Genomic DNA, 20119 nt, shown 5'->3' with positions numbered 1-20119 from the left:
CCTCACGACTTCCGGCTCAGCCGCATGTCCATCCACACCGCGAGAATAAGCACCACACCGCGGGCAATGAATTTTTTATCGTTCTCAACGGACATGAGCTGCATGCCGTTCAACAGGCACGCGATGATCAGGGCTCCCAAAAGCACGCCCAAGACTGTGCCGCGGCCGCCGCGCAAATTGACTCCGCCGATCACACAGGCTGCCACGGCATCCAGCTCCATCAGATCACCCACCGTCGTCGTGGAGGATCCCGCATACGCTGTCTGCATGAAGCCGGTAATGGCCACGATGGCCCCCATGCAGCCATACGCGGCGATGACGCTCCGTTTCATCGGCACCCCCGAAACCAGCGCCGCCTCCGCGCTCCCGCCGATGGCATACAAATGCCTGCCCAATGCAGTGTGCTGCGTGAGCGCATACACGATCAGCATCACACCGCCGAGGATCAACGATGGCAGCGGGATGCCGCGAAACTGGCCCGTGACGAGCACAAACAAGGCCACGGCCTGCGCGGCGATGAACAAGCGCAGAAAGGCCATCTCCCTGCTCTCCACCGCAAAGCCATGCGCCATACGCTGCCTGCGCGCGCTGAGGGTGGTTAAGATCAATGCGAGCACGAGCACCGCCGCCAGTACCCAGCCATAATTCGCAGGCAGGTAGTAGGTGGTGAGCAGCGAGTACAAATTGCTCTGCCCGCCCGGAACGACCGGCACGGTTGAGTTGTTGATCACGCGCCAGAAAAGACCTTTGAAAATCAGCATGGCCCCCAGCGTCACGATAAAGGACGGCATGCGCTCGCAAACGATGAAGGCCCCCATGGCCATCCAGATCAATACACCGCAGAGAAATCCCAGCCCCAGCGCTGCCGGTGCCGGCAGGTGTTGATGCATGACCAGCACACTCCCGATGCCGCCGAGCAGTCCCACGCCGCTGCCCGCGGAAAGATCGATGTGTCCCGGCAGCAGCACGAGCAGCATGCCCATGGCCAGCGTGGCGGTGATCGAAAGCTCGGTGACGAGCATCGAGAGATTGCGCGCTCCCAGAAAGGCCGGCTCTTTGACGGCAAAGAACATGCAGACCGCGAGCAATGCGATGACAATGGGCAGTTCTCGAAAGCGTAAGTTCACACAGTCTTAGTTCTGCGATGCAAAGAAGATGACGAGGATGATGAGCAGGATCACGATGGCGATCGTGATCTTCACCCAGCTCAGCGGGTATTCGCCGCCGATCTTGCCCGTGGCCCCGTTGACGGTGACCTGATAGGTCTTCGTGCCATAGGTGTAGGTCAGCAGCCAGACTGGCAGCAGCACATGCTTGAACGTGACGGCGCTGTACTCCGGAAAGATTTGCAGATTGCGGCTGGTGTCCCCGGGGATCTGCTGCTGGCACGCACGGCGAAGGATGTCGTCCATCCTTTTGCGCGAGTCCTCGGCCGCCTGCACCAGATCAATCTGATACTGCTCCACCACCCAGCCGGAAAGATAGCCCGGATCATAGGGCAGCAGGTCAGTGGTGGTGGGAAAGGGCTGCAGCTTTTCCAGCAAATGCCCGTGCACACCTTTCGAGGCAGGAACCAGCAAGTCGTCGAAATCGCCGCTGTAGTGGCCGGACGCATACTCCCAGCGTGTGTGCTGCCGGCGGTTCCCCTTGTCGTCCGTGGTGTAGTAGTGATAGCCCGCCTCAGCCTCCCAGGGGCATTCGGCATGCGCGTCAAAGGTCCAAAACGGCAGGTACATGCCGTGCAGGGTGTCTGTCATGGCCTTCTGCCCCAGCGCATTCGGCGCCCAAAAGTGGCTGCCGTACCAGCGGCGGATGTCCTCCCGCACGCGGCTTTCGGGAACCTTAAAAGGAAGCTGGCTGCCAGGCCGGATAGGAGCGCCCACATCATCCATAGCGATGATCGCCGGGGAACCGCAGAAGTCACAATTCTGCGCCACACGCTTTTCATCAAACACCGAGATGGCATTGCAGCTCTGGCATTTCACGGTTTTGCGCGCGGCATTCCAGCCACGCTGACTTTCCGGAATGGCCCGCAGCATGGCCACCAGATCATTCTCCTCCACCAGAGCACCGTCGGCCTTGAGTTCTGCCGGAGACACCGTGCCACAGTAGGGGCAGACCAGGGCATGCTTGGCGGGCGTCCAGACCGCCTCGGCACCGCAGGCTGGACAGGCAAATTTTGAAATGGCGGTGACTTCAGACATAAATGCGAGTTGGGTGGAAGCTGGGCAGGATTAACAGAAGAAAACCGAACCCTGTCCATTCCAAAAACCGGCGCAAAACATTTTGGCTTGCCTTGCAGGGAACCGACTGAGTACCATTTCGCCAATGAGACTTCTCCTCCTTTTCCTTGCTCTCGCCACCCCTGCCTTCACCGCCACTGTCAAAGACCGCGAAGGCGCAGTGCGCGGAGACAAGGCCAAAATGGAAAACGATCCGCGCTGGAACTGGAACGACCTCGATGGCGGCTTCCGTCTGGCCAAGACGACCGGCAAGCCGCTGCTCGTGGTGCTACGCTGCCTGCCTTGTATGTCCTGCGCTGGCATCGACGCCAGCGTGCTGGAAGAGCAGGAGCTCGTGCCCCTGCTGGACCAGTTCGTCTGCGTGCGCGTCATCAATGCCAACGCGCTCGATCTCTCCCGCTTCCAGTTTGACTACGATCTCTCCTTCTCCGCCATCATGTTCAATGGGGACGGCACCATCTACGGCCGCTACGGCTCCTGGCTGCACCAGAAGGATCCGCTGAACAAAACGACCACCAGCTTCAAAAAGGCCCTGGAAGCAGCCCTCTCCGTTCATCAGGGGTACCCAGCCAACAAAGCCCAGCTGAGCGGCAAACAGGGCGGCCCCACCCCCTACCAGACCCCCATCGAGTTCCCTGCCCTGGCCGGCAAATATCAGAGCAAGCTCGACTGGAACGGCAAGGTTGTCGCCAGTTGCGTCCACTGCCACATGGTGGGAGACGCGTTTCGTGCCTATTACCGCAGCCAGAACAAGCCCGTGCCTGTGGAGTGGATCTATCCGCAGCCGTCCATCGAAACCCTCGGCATCACCCTTGCCACCGACGACGTTGCCAAAGTGGAGGCTGTTGCGGCGAACTCGCCTGCGGCCAAAGCCGGGGTCCAAACTGGCGACAGCTTCCTCTCACTGAGCCAGCAGCCCCTAGTTTCCATCGCGGATGTCAGCTGGGTGCTTCATCGCTCCCCAGATTCCGGTCCACTGCCAGCCACCCTCCTGCGCGGTGGCAAGGAAACCGCCATCACCCTCGACCTGCCCTCCGGATGGCGCCAGAGCTCGGACATCGGCAAACGCGTCGGCACCTGGCCGATGCGCGCCATGGCCTTCGGCGGCATGAAAATCGACGACATCCCCGATGAAGAGCGCGCCACCCTCGGCCTGGAAAAGACTCAGATGGCCCTGCGCATCTTCCACGTGGGCGAGTTCGGCCAGCATGCCGCCGCCAAAAAAGAAGGCTTCAAAAAGGACGACATCATTGTCCAAATTGGTGACCAGAGGCAGCGAGTCACCGAAAGCGCCCTCATCGGCGACCTCCTGCTGCACCACCTGCCCGGCGAGAAAATTCCCGCCGTCGTGCTGCGTGGCAAGGATCGGCTGGAGCTGAAGCTGCCGCAGCAGTAGCTAAAAACGGCCTTTCGGCGGGTTTTCCGCCCCCCTTCTCCCCCAAAAATCCCGGTTGCAATCTAAAGACCGGCTTCCATACTCCACGCCCCCTGCGAGTCGTCATCCATTCGCCGTTGGTCTCCGCGCCTGCCTCTCTTCGAGATGTGCAGGGTTCTCGCCCGGAGGTAACCCGGCCGTTAGTGTCAGTACAAATCCTATGTCAGTCCGTCTTGCTCGATTTGAGATGCCAAGCCGCCTTGTGAAAAACGAGGCCACGGCCACCGAAACCTACGCCCAGTTCACCGCCGAACCTTTTGACAAAGGTTATGGCCACACGATTGGAAACTCCCTCCGCCGCGTGCTGCTTTCCTCCCTGGAAGGCGCCTCCATCACCTCCGTGAAAATCCGCGGTGCGGAACACGAATTCACCACCCTCCCCGGTGTGCTCGAAGACGTTGTTCAGATCATCCTGAATCTCAAGAAGGTCCGTTTCAAGCATCACAGCGATGCCAAGGAGCCCCGCCTCCTTTCCATCCTGGCTGACAAGGAAGGTGCCGTCACTGCCGGCGACATCAAGGAAGACAACCACTACGAAGTCATCAACAAGGACCTCGTGATCTGCACGCTGGACCGCAAGACCAAATTCGAGTGCGAATTCGAAGTGCGCGTCGGCCGCGGTTTCTCCACCTGGGAAGAAAACAAGCGCGTTGACACCCCCATCGGCGTCATCCCGATCGACTCCATCTACAGCCCTGTCACCCGCGTGAAGTACGCGGTGGAAAACACCCGTGTGGGTCAGAACACCGACTATGACAAGCTGGTGCTCGACATCTGGACGGACGGCCGCATCACCCCGCAGGACGCCCTTCTGCAGTCCGCCGCCATCCTTCGCCACCACCTGGACGTCTTCGTGAACTACGACGACAAGGCCATCGAATTCGAAGCCGCACCGGAAGCTCAGAGCGAGGAAAACAGCGAGCTGCGCAAGCTCCTGAACATGAGCGTCAACGAGATCGAACTCTCCGTCCGCGCCGCCAACTGCCTGAACAACGCCAACATCACCAGCGTGGGCCAGCTGGCCATGAAGACCGAAGGCGAAATGCTCCGCTACCGCAACTTCGGCAAGAAGTCCCTTACCGAGATCAAGGAAAAGCTCGCCGAGCTGGGTCTGTCTCTCGGCATGAAGTTCGATCCTGCGCTGCTTGAGGCCACCCCTGGCGGTGTCTCCCTCCTCGCTCGCAGCAGCATGATCGGCGACGACGATGAAGAAGCCGACTCCCTCGACTTCAGCAAGCTGGTGGACAGCCATCTGCCGGACGCAGATGACGAAGACGAGTAATCAAATCACAGATAACAGAAGACCCATTTAGTTAGAATTTTAGGACATGAAACACGGAAGAAAAATCGTCAAACTTCAGCGCAAGCAGGATCACCGCGACGCGCTGCTCATGAATCTCACCTGCTCCCTCATCGAGCATCGTCGTATTCGCACCACGCTGGCCAAGGCCAAGGCTCTCCGCCCCTACGCTGAGAAGCTCGTCACCCTCGGCAAGCGCGGCACCCTCCACGCCCGCCGCACCGCCCTCTCCTCACTGCGTCACAAAGACATGGTGAAGAAGCTCTTCGAAGAGATCGCCGTGGCCTCCAAGGACCGCGTCGGTGGCTACACCCGCATCACCAAGCTCGGCCAGCGCCGCAGCGACTCCGCTCCGATGGCCTACATCGAGTGGGTGGACGCCTACGTGCCAAAAGCCGCCGCAGCCGCTGAACCTGAAGCCGCCGCCGAACCCGTGGCAGCCGAAGAAGCCGCTGCTCCGGCCAAGAAAAAAGCGCCGGCCAAGAAAAAGGCCGCCGCCAAGAAGGAAGCCGCCGCTGCTGAATAAGCAGGCGTCTCTCATCGAGAAATAATCCAAACGCGGGAGTCGAAAGACTCCCGCGTTTTTTATTGGATGCGAACTTAAAGCGTTTCGTTCGTGGGCGGCGGAGAGCCGGCTTTGTTCTTGAGCGGCAGTGTCGTCTCAAAGGAAAAGCCTCCAAACCATTGCACCAGCTCGGTCAGCGGCACCTTCATCCGGCCTTGGCTGCGTTCGTAGCCGTTGACCAGTCCAGACGGCTCGGCGCTGGGCTTGAAATCATCTCCATGCGGATCCCACAGGGTCACCACATCCGCCTTCGTGTCATAATGGAGAACGGCATACGCATGTGGGCCGCGCACCCCCGGCGGCCGGTGCCCGTCTGCCGTTTTTCCCCGCAGCGTACCGCCGCAGATCAGCCTGCCCGCGGCCTGGGTGGCGTTCATCTGGCTCCGGATTTTCGCCAGCAGCTCTTTCTTCTCTTCCTCAGTCGTCTTGGGATCTCGGAACGGCGAGCACGAGGCCCGCTCGATTTCATGCCCCGTCAAAATCGATAGCATCGTCCCTGCTGAACCACCCCGTGTGACCACGCTCAGCTCGGTGGGATGTTCGGCATCATCGCTCTTCATTCTCATTTTCCCCACCGCTTTTTCATAGCAGTTCGCCCACATGCCGCTGCCTTCGGTGGTGGCCATCAGCGCTCGTTCGGCATCGGTCGGAAACGGCACCTTTAAGACGAGGCCTCCACCCAGAGTCACCGAGACCTGCCCGTCTCCCGTCAGTGCAAACATTTTTGCCACCTCGGCAGGTCTGCTTCCCAGCATCGCCCCCAGGGGCGCCAGACAGAAACAATCCCCCAGCTTTCCCTGCTCCAGGCTTTCCAGATTCAGCTTGGAGAGCTCCAGCAGCTTCGGCGGGCTGGCCTCGATCTTCCGCAGCGCGGACTCATACATGCCTTCGAAATCCGGGACATCCCGCTGATCCTTGGCATTAAGGGACAGCTTTTCAATGTTCACCAGCGTCAGCGGTGGCAGCTTGAAATCCGGAGTACGCACGGCACGCCGCAGGCTGGCAATGGCGGCACCTGCAGGCCCCTTGAACAACGGAGAGGCCACTCCACGCTCGATTTCAGCCGTTGAAAGCACGCCATCCTGATCAGAGTCCCATGCACTGAAGTTGGCTTGGACCTCGTTCAAAAAGGCGGCGGTCGCTGGTGTTTGGCAGGACAAGGCCAGCAGGCCCGCAAGGAACAAGGACTGTTTCATCGGCCTATCGTACAGTGAAACCCTGCCGTCTCAATCCCGGCAGGCTCACCAAAACATGCGAACCCGGCACTCAGGTATTAGCCAGACCGGTTGCATGCCGCCGGACTTCGCGTTCCATGCCAGCTACCATGGAACCCACCATCAAGATCGCCCTCGTTGGCGCCGGCATGTTCGGCGGAGATGTTCACGCGCGTGCTTACGCGGATCTGCAGCGTTTCGGCATCGCCGGGCAGCTCGCACGCGTCGGACTGGACAAATACTCCCGCGAACTCGCCGGGGTGAAATTCGACCTCGTCGCCGTGGCCACTCGCAGCGAGAAGTCCGCACTCAAAGCCGCTGCCGCATTCAAAGACATCACCGGACATGAGCCTCGCGCCTTTCATGGCGATGAGCCTTGGACTGATATCCTCGCCGCCTTTCCTGATCTCGATGTGATGGCCGTCGCCACCCCCGACCATCTGCACACCCAGCCCATCCTCGCCGCGCTGGCCAGAGGCGTGCATGTGCTCACCGAGAAGCCCATGTGCCTCTCCATTCAGGAATCCGACGAGATCATTGCCGCAGCCAAGGCCGGAAACCTCATCGTGGCCGTGGACATGCACAAGCGCTACGATCCCGACCACCTGCGCATTCGGGATGACATTCAGAATCGCATCGGTGCGCCACTCTATGGCACCGCCTATCTCGAAGAACCTCTCGAAGTAAGCACCAGCACCTTCAAGTGGGTGGAAAGCAGCGATCCTTTCAGCTACGTCGGCCCGCACTGGACGGACCTGATCTGGAGCTACTACCACAGCAAGCCCGTCTCCCTCACCGCGGTGGGGCAAAAGAAACGCCTCATCCGCGACGGCATCAACGCCTTTGATGCCGTGCAGGTTCGCGTGGACTTCGACAACGGCATGTCCATCAACTTCCACAATAACTGGGTGACTCCCGCCGACTTCGAAGGCCCGGTCAATCAGGGCCATGAAATCGTGGGCGCCGATGGCAAAGTCGAAAGTGACCAGCAGTATCGCGGCTTCCGCTGGTGGAACCAGGGAGGCGGCTCGCGCACCAGCAACAACCACTTTACCCGCGAAGTTACCCGCCCTGACGGCAGCAAAGGCTACATCGGCTATGGTGTCGATAGTCTCACCGTGGGACTCGTCGCCATCTGCCGGGTCAAGTTTGCCAAAGAATCCCGCGATGCCGTGGCGGAACTCTATCCCACCGCGGAAGATGCTCGCATTACCTGCGCCATGGTCGATGCCGCTGCCCGTGTGCGCGATCTTAACTGGAAATACATGCAGGAAGGCAAAGGAGCCACAGTCACGGCCCGGTTTGGGAAAGATGGCATTACGATCATCGACCCCAATGCCGCGGAAGTCTTCCAAAGCATCTATGACAAGGAGCTCTGAGGTCTAAATAGGGCGATTGCCGCAGGTTATGTGCTTGACTTTGAGCTATCTCTTTCATAAACAAGAGGTTGTAACCCAGTTTAAATAAAAACAAGCTATGAACCTATCCTCGTCCCAACTTCGCCGCGCTGCCACTCTGCAGGAAAAAATTGAAGCCATGCAGGCTGAACTTGCAGAGCTTCTGGGAGGTTCCGAGGCCGCACCTGCCAAGGGCAAGCCAGGCAGGCCCGCCAAGAAGAAGCGCGTCATGTCCGACGCCGCCCGCAAGAAGATCGCTGACGCTCAGCGCAAGCGCTGGGCCAAGCAGAAGGGTGAAGCTTCTGCTGACAAGAAAGCCAAGTAACTTCCTCAGACTCTTTGAATGACGAAGGCCCCGGTTCTCACGAACCGGGGCCTTTGTTTTGCCAAAGAAGTTACTTCACGAACATGGGATCATCCGGATTCCCTTTGCTCAGCAGGTAGGCCAGAAGGTCCAGGATGTCGTCCTCCTTGAGCATGAAAAGCAGCCCAGGCGGCATCATGCTGATCTTGCTCTCCTCCGTCTTCACCACCTTGCGCGCATCCACATTGGTGAAGTTGTTCGGGTCCATCATGTTCGTGCAGACCATCATGATGTTCTCCTTCATGTTGGCGATGCGACCGCTGACCGTGCTGCCATCCTGCATCGTAAAGACCGTGCTGCCATACTGATCGCTGATCTCCTTGCTCGGATTGAGAATGTGCTCCAGCAGATCGCGCGGGCTGTACTTGCCTGCCACGCTGGTCAGGTCAGGACCTACGGCACCACCTTCATTGTTAAAGCGGTGGCAGGCAAAGCACGTAGCCGCGCCAAACATGTTGCGGCCGTTGGCGAAGTTACGATTGCCCTCCAGTCCAACACCAAGTGACTTGCTAAGTTCATCGAGTGTCCAGGCTTTGACGAACTGCATCGGCTTCACCGTGAAGCTCGGCGCTTTGGCCTCCGGCTTCGCATCAAGCACATCCTTGATGGCCAGCTTCTCCTCCTCTGTCATGGTGGAGAGCGCGTTCTGCTTGATCTCCCCGATGAACAGGTCAAACGACGCCCCTCCTTTGTAATTCGCCGCGCGCAGGAACCAGCGGAAGTAGTCAGCGCGCAGTTCCTTCGTCCAGCCGGTCTTCGCAAAGCGCAGGATGCGGGCGTAGTCGATCTGCTCCTCCTGCGTGGGCGAGCCATTGACCAACGGCTCAGCCTTGGCGACGATGCCTGCGTCTCCCAGATAGACCAGCACCTCGCAAAGGTCACGGTTCAAGGCCGGATCATTCGTGGGGAACAGCGGCGCAAGATGCTTGATCAGCGAATCCTTCGTCGCCGCATCCGGCTCTCCCATGCGAGTAAAAGCGAGCATGTAATCACGGATCAGCGTGACACGGTCGAGACCTTTGAGCGCCTTGAGGTCGATCTTGTTCAGCGCGGTCAGCACCGGCTGCTGCAGTGCTTTGTCACCACCGCTGCTGCGAATGAGGCCCATGAGCGCCGTCAAAGCTGCACGCGGATTGGACTCATTGAGCGCCTTGTCCTTCCATGAAGCGATGGGCTGATGCTCCAGTGCGATACGGGCGGCGAAGCGGACATTGCGATCTGTGCTGCCCAGGCCAGGCCAGACAGCGTCAGCGACCTTGGGATCCTTCATGCCATAGGTGGCTTCAATAGCCCTGCGTAATTCCGAGGCGTCATTTTTGTCCACCTCCAGCAGCCATTTGAAATCCAGCTCTTGGGTACCGCGTCCTACCTCAACGAACTTGGCCACGATCGCTGCGGCTTTTTCATCCCCCACATAAGTTACCCGATACAACCCCGACTGCACCTTGCGCCCACCCACGCTCACATACATCGCGCCATCCTTCTTCGAGACTTCAATGTCCGTCAGAGGCAGCGGTGAGGCGCTCATGAATTCTTCGGCCACGCCCGTGTAGCCTCCGCCATTGGGCGAGATGTGCACGGCATACATCTTCCCATAGCTCCAGTCGCAGATGTAAAGCGCGTCCTGATACTTCGCTGGAAACTTCGCGCCATAGCCAAAGGCCACGCCCGTGGGCGAGCCGGGGCCAATGTCCACCACGGGCGGCAGGCTGTCCTCCCACCGCACGGGAAATTTCTTGCTGCACGTGCGCCAGCCGAACTCGCCACCGCTCTGCATGAAGCACACGCGGGTGGGGCGGTACCAGGGCATGCCGGTGTCCCACTCCATATCGGCATCAAAGCCGAAGACGTCGCCATTGCGATGCATGGCGATGTCGTAGGTGTTGCGGGTGCCGGTGTTCACCAGTTCCCACTTTTTGCCGTCGAGATCCGTCTTGGCCATCCACCCACCGGGGGCCAGCACATCACGCATGAAGCCGCGCCCCAGCAGCATGGGGTAAAGCTGATCTTCCGCCCAATGACGCGGCACCAGGCTCGTCTCGCAGCTTGGCTCGGGCGTTTGGTTGCCGCACATCACATACAGGCTTTTGCCATCCGGCGAGGCGATCACGCCATGCGGCCCATGCTCACCAGCCTTGCCCGGAAAGGCACGCAGCTGCTCCACGGTGTCGAACTGGTCATCACCATTCGTATCCTTGCAGCGGTAGAGACCACGCCCCTGGTAGGCCTCATCATTCACCACGCCATAGAGAGCGCCTGCATGGAAAAGCAAACCCTGGCAGTGACCGAAGTCGATGCTGAGCTTTTCCACCTTCGTCTCGCCGGGACTTCCATTCAATGCGGGAGGAGTGACGCGATACAGCGCGCCGTATTGGTCGCTGCAAATCATGCGTCCTTTGTCATCTTGAGTCATGGAGACCCACGAGCCTTCCTGCTCCTTGGGAACGGAGTAAAGCAGCTCTACTTTAAAGCCTTTGGCGACTTTGATTTTATCTACCGGCGTCGCGTGATCGGCGAGTTGCGCGAAGGACGAAGTCGCGAAAAGAAACAGCGGAATGAGAACAGTTTTCATGATTGGAAAAATATCAGCGTAAAGTGAATGCATTAAAAAAGCGGGGACCAGATGTCCCCGCTTTCGGATGCTTGTTACTTCATGAGTTCCTTGACCTTGGGCTCGATGGCGTCAGCCCAAAGCTGGTAGCCCTTCGCATTGAGGTGGAGCAGGTCTGGCATGATCTCCCTTGGCAGGGTGCCATCGGGCTGGAGGAAGGTGTTGCCAATGTCCATGTAGAAGATGCGCTTGTTGTCGGCGAAGCCGGAGATGAGGTTGTTGGTGGCGACGTTCTGTTTGCGCATGGGTTCGTCCTTGGTCGCGCCGCGGGGGAAGATGCCGAGGAGGAGGACCTTGGCCTGCGGCTGCTTCTTGCCCAGAATGTCGAGGATCATCTTCACGCCTTCGGCGGTTTGCTCAGCGCTGCTGGAATACACTGCGCCGCCGTGCTCGGCAGCCGGCCGGCCTTGGTGGCCTGTGTTGTTGGTGCCGATCATGAGCACCACCAGCTTGGGTTTGATGCCGTCAAAGTTGCCGTTTTGCAGACGCCAGATCACATGCTCCGTGCGGTCTCCTCCGATGCCAAAATTGGCCGCCTTCATCGGTTCCCAGGTCTTGTCCCAGACTTCCTTGCCATTCTTCTCCCAGCCTTGCGTGATCGAGTCTCCCAGAAACACCAGCTGCGCCTCCCCTTTCTTGGAGATCTCATTGAAGCTCTCATGGCGCTTTACCCAGCCGCCTTCACGGGGCTTGGGATCGATGGCGAGATTCTTGGCGGTTTCAGCAACGCTGGCGGCAGCGACACAGAAGGAAGCAAGCAGGAGGGTATGGAGTTTCATGGTTTCGGAACGGCGATGATGCCGGGAAGCCATGGAACCCGCAAGCGGATTCAAGGACGACTGATGTCCGTATGACCACAAGGTCCCAACCTATCCCTTACGCCTTCAGCGCCCAGTCCAGCAGTGCCTGCGCGTCACGCCAGACACCGTCGTGGCTGTCGTTCAGCACCACCACGATGCGGCGGCGGCCATTGCGCTCGCCAGTGGCCACCAGGCAGTAGCCGGCAGCCTCCGTATAGCCGGTTTTCATGCCGTCGCAGTAACTGGCGGAACGCAGCACGCGGTTGGTATTGGAGAGCTCGATAAACTTTCCGTCAGGCTTCATGAACTTGAAGCTCTGAAGCTTCACGATGGCGCGGATGTCCGGCAGCTTGTCCGCCTCCTTGGCGATCACTGCAAGGTCACGTGCCGTGGAGTAGGGATCTTCGTCGGTGAGGGATGGCAGGCCGTGCGGATTGACGAAGTGCGTGTTTTTGAGGCCGAGCGCCTGCGCACGGGCGTCCATTTTTTCCGCAAAAGCGGCCACGCTGCCGGCATTGTCCCGGGCCAGCGCCTGGGCGATGTCGTTGGAGCTTTTCACCAGCATGGCGGTGAGCAGCTGGCGGCGGGTGTAGGTTTCCCCCACCTTCAGGCCGATGCGCACCGGAGCGCACTGCGTGTCCGCCAGCTCAATGGTGACCACTTTGTCGAGGTCCCCGGCTTCCACCACGAGCAGACCGGTCATGATCTTCGTCGTGCTGGCGATTGCCCCCTTTTGATCGGGATTTTTTTCAAACAGCACATCACCATTCTCAGGATCGATGATGATGCAGCGTCCGGCACTGATTTGCGGGATGGAGCCGCGGAGGTTTTTGATCTCGATCTCCCTGCGGATCTTCTTGGTTTTTTCGATCTCTTCAGCGAGCTGGGTCTCCAGCTTTTTCTTGAGCTGCTCCACGGCGGCCTCGCGCGCGGCGATGTCGGCTTTGGCCTGAGCGATCATCTGCTTCTCTCCGGCAAAATCCTGCTCCCGCTTGGCAATGGCGGCGGCTTTGGCTTCGACTTCCTCCTCCCTCCACTGGAGCTGCTGCTCGCGCTTAGGGTCCCCGCATCCAGTCACGGAAATGCAGAAAAGACCCGCCAGCAGACCATGGCGGAGGGGATGAAACTTTCGGGAGGTCATCATTTCAAAGTTCAGCGAGGATTTCTTTCAGGCGGGCCACGGGCCACTGGCCGGGAGCATTTGAGGCACCAATAAAGCCGTAATTCAGCAGACTGCCACATTTAGCCAGCACCAGCCGGGAAACCCGCCCCAGGGGGCCCATTCCCATGACCGAAAGGCGCAGCCGGTGGGTGTCCCCTGCAAGTTTCATGAGCCGTGCCAGATCGTCCTGAGTGTTCAGGTAGGTGGCCAGTTTCACGCTGTCCAGACCGGCCTGCTGGGCGAAGTTCACCGCGCCACGCAGTACTTCATCAGCCGGAGTGGCCTGGAAGTCGTGGAAGGAACCCACCACGCCCACGCCGGCCGCACGCGCTTTTTGCAGGGTCCCCTGCATCTGTGCCGCACTGCGCAGCTCCACATCAATGAGTGTCGCAAGATCCAGCAGGGGCTCGATCATGGCTGCCCGGGCAGCCGGATCTTCCGGTGCCTGGCCACCCTCCGCCGGATGTCTTGCGGTCAAAAGGAGCGGTATTTCGTTGCCTGCCAATGCGGCACGCAGATCTGCCGCCGGTATTTTCAACTGATCCAGACGCAGTTCCGCCACATCGCAGAGGTTGGCGCGGTTGGCCGGATCGAGCGAGGTAAAGTGTTCAAAGGCAGCAGCATCTGCAAGCACCCCCACGGCTAGGGGACGGGAGGAGAAAAGCAGGCTTTTGTTGGAAACAAGTTGTCCCATTGGCTAGTTTGAGTATAATTTTAATAAATCTAAAGAAGTTTCAGTATCCTACGCGCATTATGCTGGGCCGGAAGCAAGAAATCAATTTGCAGCTCACCGAACTGCTCGACACCACGCTGCTGGCGTTCTGTCTGTGGTTCGGTCATTATCTGCGTGCCGATCTTGTGCCGGTGTTTTTTCCGGATGCCGTTGAAATCCCCCCCATCGATAGATTTTATTGGGTGATCGCGCTGGTGGCCCCGTTCACGCCTATCATTTTGGAAGCCCGGGGGTTTTATTCCAACATCTATAACAAGACCCCCGCACGCTCGCTCCGCCAGCTGGCTGAGGCGCTGGCCGTCATCGGCATGTGCATCGCCTTCTGCATCGTGTTTTTCAAATGGACGGTGGAAAGCCGCGCCGTAGTCGTGTTTTCCGTCGCGCTCGGCGCCCTGTCACTGCTGCTGCGCGAGGCCTGGCAGCGCGACATCCTGCGGCGGCAGATGGCCTCTGGGAAAGGACGTGAACGCGTCATCATCGCAGGGGCTCAGAAAGACCTGGAGGCCTTCGTGGCCAGCATGACCAGCACGCAAAGTGCCGAAATCGAGATCGTAGGACAGATCGACATCATGCAGCGCCCGATCTCTGACCTGGTGGAGGCCCTCCATGAGCACTCCATCAGCCGCGTACTCTTTGCGGCACAGCATGTGCATTTCAGCAAAATCGAAGAAGCGGTCCAGGCCTGTGAAACGGAAGGCGTGGAGGCATGGATCGCTGCGGACTTTTTCCAGACCGCCATCGCCCGGCCCACCTTTGATGTTCTGGGCGGTCGTCTCATGCTGGTGTTTCATTCCACTCCGCAAGCCTCCTGGGAACTTCTGTCCAAAGGCATCGTGGATTTCGTCGGAGCGCTCATTCTTCTCGTGCTTTCCCTTCCGGTATGGCTGGTGGCCATCATCGGCATTCGGCTGGGCTCGCGCGGCCCGGTGTTCTTCAAGCAGGAACGCGCCGGTCATTACGGCAAGCCCTTCACCATGTGGAAGTTTCGCACCATGCACGTGGGCGCGGAATCTCAGCGCCAGCAACTGGAGGCCCACAATGAGATGGACGGACCGGTCTTCAAAATCACGAATGATCCTCGCATCTTTGCCTTTGGCCGCTGGCTGCGCCGCACCAGCATCGATGAACTGCCTCAGCTCATTAACGTGCTGCGCGGAGAGATGAGCCTCGTCGGCCCGCGCCCCCTGCCTGTTTATGAAATTCAGCGCATCGAGAAGCACGCCCAGCGCCGCCGCCTCAGCGTGAAACCCGGCCTCACCTGTCTCTGGCAGGTCACCGGACGCAACGGCATCAAGAACTTCGAGGAATGGGTCGCGCTGGACCTCAAGTACATCGACAACTGGTCCTTCTGGCTGGATCTGCGCATCCTGGCGCAAACGCTGCCTGCGGTGATTCGTGGCATCGGCGCGAGCTGAGAGTATCAGGATTCGCCTCTTTCGCATAGCATGTGGCTGAAACGTGCCGTCCATGGCACCCGTAATGGACTGATGCGCCACGCTTTCTTTTTCTCCCTCGCCGCCTGCGCCTCCCTGCACGCCGCGGCTCCCGCCAAGATCGACTTCGGCACCGTTCGTGAGGAGCACCTCATGATTCCCATGCGCGATGGCAAGAAGCTCTCCGCTTACGTGTTCTTTCCCAAAGGTGAGGGCAAATTCCCGGCCATCTTTGAGCAGCGCTACGCGGACATCAGCAGCGCCGGATCGCGCAAGGCCGCCGCAAAGTTTGCCGAAGGCGGCTTCGTCATCGCTCTCGTGAACTACCGCGGCACGCATGAGAGCGAGGGCGTGTACCGCGGCTACCGCGGCCTGCAATGGGGCCCGCTGCGCGATGGCTATGATGTTTGCGAGTGGATGGCAGCCCAGCCCTGGTGCACCGGCAAGATCGGCACTTATGGCGGCTCCCAGGCCGGTTATGCGCAGAACTATCTCGCCGTCACCCAGCCGCCGCATCTCGTGGCGCAGTACATGACAGACACAGGACTGAGCTTGTATCATGAGGGCTACCGCATCGGCGGCGCCACCAAGCCGCAGCGCTTCATCAAGGGCGGTGCCGTCGCTCGCGACATCAAGGACAATGAGGACATGCTGCGCGAGTGGGACCAGCACCCGGACTATGACCAATACTGGAAGGACGAAGATGCCTCCCTGCATTTCGACAAAATGAACTACCCCTGCTTCACGATTGGGAGCTGGTTTGACTTCATGTGCCAGGGCAGCGTGGCCAGCTTCATCGGCCGCAACCAGCACGGCGGCCCTAATTCACGCGGCCAGCAGCAGCTCATCATCGGCCCCTGGCTGCACGGCGGCTATCCAAAGTCGAACAAGATCGGTGAACTGGTCTTCCCTGAGAATGCCATGTTCGACGTCTATGCGCACATGACGAAGTGGTTCAACCACTACCTCAAAGGTGAGGACAATGGCATCGAGAAAGACACACCGGTGAAGTACTACGTCATGGGTGCCACCGGCGAGGAAGGCGCACCCGGCAATGTGTGGCGCGAGGCCAAAGACTTTCCTCCCGCCAGCACAAGTGCTGACTGGTTCCTGCAGCCAGATGGCAAACTGGCCCCCGCCAAGCCGTCCGCCGCCAAAGCGAGCACCTCTTATCTCAGCGATCCCGTGCATCCGATGAGCCTGCCCTACACCGGCTTTCCCGGAGCACGCGATGCACGCGGCTTTGAAGAACAGGCGGAGGTCCGCACCTGGACGAGCGAGGTGCTGACGCAACCGCTGGAAGTCACCGGCCGCATCAAGGCCGAGGCTTTTGTTTCCTCCACCGCCAAGGATACAGACTTCTTCCTGCGCGTGACGGACGTCTATCCGGACGGCCGCTCCATCCTGATCGTGGACTACCCTTTGCGCGCACGATATCGTGAAGGTTTCGATCATCAGAAGCTGCTGGTTCCGGGAGAAGTGGCCAAGCTCTCCTGGGACATCGGCTGGGTCAGCATCATCTTCAACAAAGGCCACCGCATCCGCATCACCATGGGAAGCACTGGCGCGCCCTACTTTGAACCCAATACGCAGACCGGCGCCCCCATCAGCCATTTCATCACCGAACCCGGCGTGAGCGCCATCAACACCATCTGGCATGACTCAGCGCATTCCTCCCGCGTGATTCTGCCCATCATCAAATAATCATTCCCACCACTTCATGCTCTCTCTCATTTCACGCCGTTCTTTCCTCAGCACAGCGCTCGCTGCCAGCGCAGCCCTTACGGTTCATGCCAAGGACCCGGCGCCGCTGATCGCCTACGTGGGCACCTTCACTTCTCCGCTGCAAAACATGAAGCCCACACAGGTGGACCTGCCGCCTGGAAACGGACAGGGCATTCACCTGTTTGAAGTGAATCGCAGTACCGGGGCCATGAAGCCCATCGGCATTCACAAGCTGGGCACCAGCCCGAACTGCCTGACCTTCAACGCTGCGAAGACGGTCCTGTATTCCACCAATGAAACGGACCATCAGGGCGAAAATGAAGCTGGATCTGTCAGCGCTTTCGGGATCAATCCCAAGGATGGTCATTTGACACTGCTGAACACAGTCAGCTCTGGTGGCAAGGGTCCGACGTATGTGAGCCTGCACCCCTCAGGACGCTATCTGCTGGTGGCCAATTACTTCGGCGGCTCCGCCTCAGTGCTGCCGATCAAGGCGGATGGCAGCCTGGGCGAAGCCACGGACTTCAAGCAGGATGCCGGCACCATCGGCCCCAAGAAGGCCACGAATGCGCCTCCCGGCAGCTTTGCCTTCAGCGGGCATGACCAGACGCACTCGCACATGATCGCGGCAGATGCCTCGGGGCGTCATGTGCTGTCCGTCGATTTGGGGCTGGATCAGATCCTCGTTTGGAAATTTGATGAAAAGCAGGGCAAACTGACACCCAATGATCCGCCCCATGTGTCGCTGCCGCCAGGAGACGGTCCGCGCCATTTTGCGTTTCACCCCAACAACCGCTGGCTCTACTCGCTTCAGGAGGAAGGCTCCACGGTGGTGCTGTTTGACTATGATGCTGACAAAGGCCGCCTCAGCTCACGGCAGACGATCTCCAGCCTGCCGCCTGGGTTTGCGGGCAGCAATTTCTGCTCGGAAATCCTGGTCTCCGCGGACGGCCGATATGTCTATGCCGGAAACCGTCTGCACGACAGCATTGGCATTTTTTCGGTGGGCAAAGACGGCACGCTCAGCTTTGTGGGCGAGGAATGGACTCATGGGGACTATCCGCGCAGCTTCAACTTTGACCCCACCGGCGAGTTTTTCTACTGCCTCAACCAGCGTGGTGACAACGTGGCCATTTTCCGCGTGGATAAGAAAACCGGAGCTTTGACCTTCACCGGGCACTATGCTGCGGTGGGCAATCCTTCGAGCATCGTGTTCCTGGACCTGGCGAAGGAAAAATAGGGCTCACTCGCATTCCGCGATCACACGCTCGATGCGGCGGTCTGGGATGAGCCAGACAAGAGCGGCTGCGACGTAGAAGCTGGCGGAAATCCAGGGCTGGTAAAAGGCGGCGCCGATGGCGGCGAGATAGACCAACGGTGACAGCTTGCCTTTGAGATCGCTGCCCAAGGCTCCGGCGAGCTTGGAGTCCCCCTGCCCTTTCAGGATGCAGCTCTGCAGAATGTAGTAAGCGATGGCAGCACAGAGCAGAACCACGCCATAGAGCGCCGTGGGCAGGGGCGCGACGTGGTTCTCCCCCATCCATCCGGTGGCGAACGGAAAGAGGGAGAGCCAGAAGAGCAGGTGCAGATTCGCCCACATGATCGGGCCTGTGACCCTGCGGCAGGCCTTCAGCAGGTGGTGATGGTTGTTCCAATAGATTCCCACGTAGATAAAACTCAGCACGTAGCTGAGAAACACGGGGAGCAGCGGCTTGAGCGCCTCCAGATCGGCGCCATGCGGCACCTTCAGCTCCAGCACCATGATGGTGATGATAATGGCCAACACGCCATCGCTGAAAGCCTCAAGCCGGTTCGTCTCCATGGGAAAAATCAGGCAATCGATGGCACGGCGATGCCAGTGTCCACCTCGGCGTTGTAATCCACGCCTGCGAGGCCGAAGCCGAAGAGGCGGAGGAAGCTGGTCTGGTAGCCTTCGAAGTCGCCGAGCTGCGCGAGGTTTTCGGTGTTCACCTCGGCCCAGCGCTGACCCACAAGCTCCTGCAGAGCGGGTTTCATCTCCCAGTCGTCCACACGGATGCGTCCAGCTTCATCAGGCTGCGGATTGCCGTTGTAGAGGCGCTCGCGGAAGAGACGGTCCATCTGCTCGATGCAGTCTTCATGGGTGCCCTCGGCCTTCATGGCCTTGTAGAGCAAGGAGATGTAGAGAGGCACCACGGGAATCGCGGAACTGGCCTGCGTAACGAGGGCCTTGTTCACGGAGACCCAGGCCTTGCCCTTCAGAAGGGCGAGCTTGCCGTCCAGCACGCGCTGCACGCGCTCCAGATCTTCCTTGGCACGGCCGATGGTGCCGTTCTTGTAGATGGGCCAGGTGACTTCGGGCCCGATGTAGCTGTAGGCCACGGTCTGCACGCCTTCGGCGAGAACGCCGGCGCTTTGCAGCGCATCGATCCACATTTCCCAGTCTTCACCACCCATGACGGCCACGGTTTGCGCGATTTCGTCTTCGTTGGCGGGCTCGATGGTCACTTCATTCACCACGCCGTTGCCGGTGTTGAGGTTCTTGTTCGTGTATGAATCGGAGCCGATGGGCTTGAGGACGGATTTGAAAACCTCGGCAGTTTTCGGGTGGGTGCGGCGTGGGGAGGCAAGGCTGTAAATCACGCAATCGACCTGGCCGAGATCCGCCTTGATGGCGTCGATGACGGTGGTCTTCATGGCGTCGGAGAAGGCGTCCCCATTGAAGGAACGGGCGTAGAGTCCGGCGGCCATGGCTTCGTTTTCAAAGGCGACGGAGTTGTACCAGCCCGCGGTGCCGCAGCGCTCTGGTTCACCGGGTTTCTCAAAAAAGACACCCATGGTGGCGGCACCGGAGCCAAACGCAGCTGCAATGCGGGAAGAGAGGCCATAACCAGTCGAAGAGCCAACAACGAGCACCTTCTTGGGGCCGTTGGCGATGGGGCCGCGTGACTTTACGACGGCGATCTGTTCAGCGACGTGTTTAGCACAGCCGGTGGGGTGTGCGGTGGTGCAGATGAATCCGCGGATTTTAGGGGCGACGATCATAGATTGGGTGGCTGAGCGTTAGCAGCCGAAGGGGGGCTGGCAACTGGTTTTCCCCGGCTGGAATCCGGCCCGCACCCCAAGAAGGGAGGAAATGAGTTCGTGTCTTGGATGAC

Annotated in this window: 17 protein-coding genes; 8 read left to right on the top strand and 9 right to left on the bottom strand. The window is 59.5% G+C overall.

The genetic code is table 11. The features are described from left to right. Positions 1-2: 2 nt before the first annotated feature. Positions 3-1127 carry a sugar ABC transporter permease gene (locus ACILSR_RS22045; RefSeq protein WP_395751961.1) on the bottom strand — a complete coding sequence of 375 codons (1125 nt, stop codon included), beginning with the start codon at positions 1125-1127 and terminating at the stop codon, positions 3-5. Between the two features lie 6 nt (positions 1128-1133). Then, positions 1134-2204 (bottom strand): zinc ribbon domain-containing protein, encoded by a 1071-nt coding sequence (locus ACILSR_RS22040; protein WP_395751960.1) that lies wholly within the window; start codon positions 2202-2204, stop codon positions 1134-1136. Between the two features lie 124 nt (positions 2205-2328). Between ACILSR_RS22040 and ACILSR_RS22035 the strand changes: the two genes are divergently transcribed. The 3 genes from ACILSR_RS22035 to rplQ all read left to right on the top strand — a co-directional run bounded on the left by ACILSR_RS22035 (position 2329) and on the right by rplQ (position 5504). Further along, the gene (locus ACILSR_RS22035) at positions 2329-3639 is read left to right on the top strand and encodes a Trx7/PDZ domain-containing (seleno)protein (protein ID WP_395751959.1); all 1311 of its coding nucleotides are present in this window, start codon (positions 2329-2331) and stop codon (positions 3637-3639) included. A gap of 199 nt (positions 3640-3838) precedes the next feature. Continuing rightward, a complete protein-coding gene (locus ACILSR_RS22030; RefSeq protein WP_395738787.1) occupies positions 3839-4960 on the top strand; it encodes a DNA-directed RNA polymerase subunit alpha in 1122 nt (373 codons plus the stop codon). 46 nt (positions 4961-5006) lie between these two features. Next, a complete protein-coding gene (gene rplQ / locus ACILSR_RS22025; protein WP_395751958.1) occupies positions 5007-5504 on the top strand; it encodes a 50S ribosomal protein L17 in 498 nt (165 codons plus the stop codon). A gap of 74 nt (positions 5505-5578) precedes the next feature. Here the strand turns inward: rplQ and ACILSR_RS22020 are convergent, their stop codons facing one another. Next, complete coding sequence (locus ACILSR_RS22020; protein WP_395751957.1) at positions 5579-6739, bottom strand: hypothetical protein; 1161 nt, start codon at positions 6737-6739, stop codon at positions 5579-5581. Positions 6740-6867: 128 nt separating this feature from the next. Between ACILSR_RS22020 and ACILSR_RS22015 the strand changes: the two genes are divergently transcribed. Both ACILSR_RS22015 and ACILSR_RS22010 read left to right on the top strand, forming a co-directional pair. Next, positions 6868-8136 carry a Gfo/Idh/MocA family protein gene (locus ACILSR_RS22015; RefSeq protein ID WP_395751956.1) on the top strand — a complete coding sequence of 423 codons (1269 nt, stop codon included), beginning with the start codon at positions 6868-6870 and terminating at the stop codon, positions 8134-8136. Between the two features lie 157 nt (positions 8137-8293). Next, positions 8294-8479, top strand: coding sequence for a hypothetical protein (locus ACILSR_RS22010; protein ID WP_395751955.1), 186 nt, complete (start codon positions 8294-8296; stop codon positions 8477-8479). Between the two features lie 70 nt (positions 8480-8549). Here the strand turns inward: ACILSR_RS22010 and ACILSR_RS22005 are convergent, their stop codons facing one another. From ACILSR_RS22005 to ACILSR_RS21990, 4 genes are all read right to left on the bottom strand, one after another. Next, positions 8550-11090 carry a c-type cytochrome gene (locus ACILSR_RS22005; RefSeq protein WP_395751954.1) on the bottom strand — a complete coding sequence of 847 codons (2541 nt, stop codon included), beginning with the start codon at positions 11088-11090 and terminating at the stop codon, positions 8550-8552. A 74-nt stretch (positions 11091-11164) separates the two neighbouring features. Further along, positions 11165-11908 carry a platelet-activating factor acetylhydrolase IB subunit gene (locus ACILSR_RS22000; RefSeq protein WP_395751953.1) on the bottom strand — a complete coding sequence of 248 codons (744 nt, stop codon included), beginning with the start codon at positions 11906-11908 and terminating at the stop codon, positions 11165-11167. 97 nt (positions 11909-12005) lie between these two features. Further along, positions 12006-13073, bottom strand: a complete 1068-nt coding sequence (locus ACILSR_RS21995; RefSeq protein ID WP_395751952.1) for a D-alanyl-D-alanine carboxypeptidase family protein — start codon at positions 13071-13073, stop codon at positions 12006-12008. Position 13074: 1 nt separating this feature from the next. After that, positions 13075-13785 (bottom strand): type I 3-dehydroquinate dehydratase, encoded by a 711-nt coding sequence (locus ACILSR_RS21990; protein ID WP_395751951.1) that lies wholly within the window; start codon positions 13783-13785, stop codon positions 13075-13077. An 86-nt stretch (positions 13786-13871) separates the two neighbouring features. On the opposite strand from ACILSR_RS21990, the gene ACILSR_RS21985 reads away from it, so the two are divergent. Genes ACILSR_RS21985 through ACILSR_RS21975 form a run of 3 tightly spaced genes read left to right on the top strand, consistent with a single transcriptional unit; the run spans position 13872 to position 18222 of the window. Beyond that, a complete protein-coding gene (locus tag ACILSR_RS21985) occupies positions 13872-15239 on the top strand; it encodes a sugar transferase (RefSeq protein ID WP_395751950.1) in 1368 nt (455 codons plus the stop codon). Positions 15240-15269: 30 nt separating this feature from the next. Continuing rightward, on the top strand, positions 15270-16961 hold the full coding sequence (locus ACILSR_RS21980; protein ID WP_395751949.1) for a CocE/NonD family hydrolase: 1692 nt from the start codon (positions 15270-15272) through the stop codon (positions 16959-16961). A gap of 16 nt (positions 16962-16977) precedes the next feature. After that, positions 16978-18222, top strand: a complete 1245-nt coding sequence (locus ACILSR_RS21975) for a lactonase family protein (RefSeq protein ID WP_395751948.1) — start codon at positions 16978-16980, stop codon at positions 18220-18222. Positions 18223-18225: 3 nt separating this feature from the next. On the opposite strand, the gene ACILSR_RS21970 is transcribed toward ACILSR_RS21975, so the two are convergent. After that, positions 18226-18804, bottom strand: coding sequence for a TMEM175 family protein (locus ACILSR_RS21970; RefSeq protein WP_395751947.1), 579 nt, complete (start codon positions 18802-18804; stop codon positions 18226-18228). 8 nt (positions 18805-18812) lie between these two features. After that, positions 18813-20006, bottom strand: coding sequence for an enoyl-ACP reductase FabV (gene fabV / locus ACILSR_RS21965; protein WP_395751946.1), 1194 nt, complete (start codon positions 20004-20006; stop codon positions 18813-18815). Positions 20007-20119: the final 113 nt, after the last annotated feature.

This window comes from Prosthecobacter sp. (genome assembly GCF_044222565.1).
Classification (GTDB): Bacteria; Verrucomicrobiota; Verrucomicrobiia; order Verrucomicrobiales; family Verrucomicrobiaceae; genus Prosthecobacter.
This window is presented reverse-complemented; position numbering and strand designations above follow the sequence as displayed.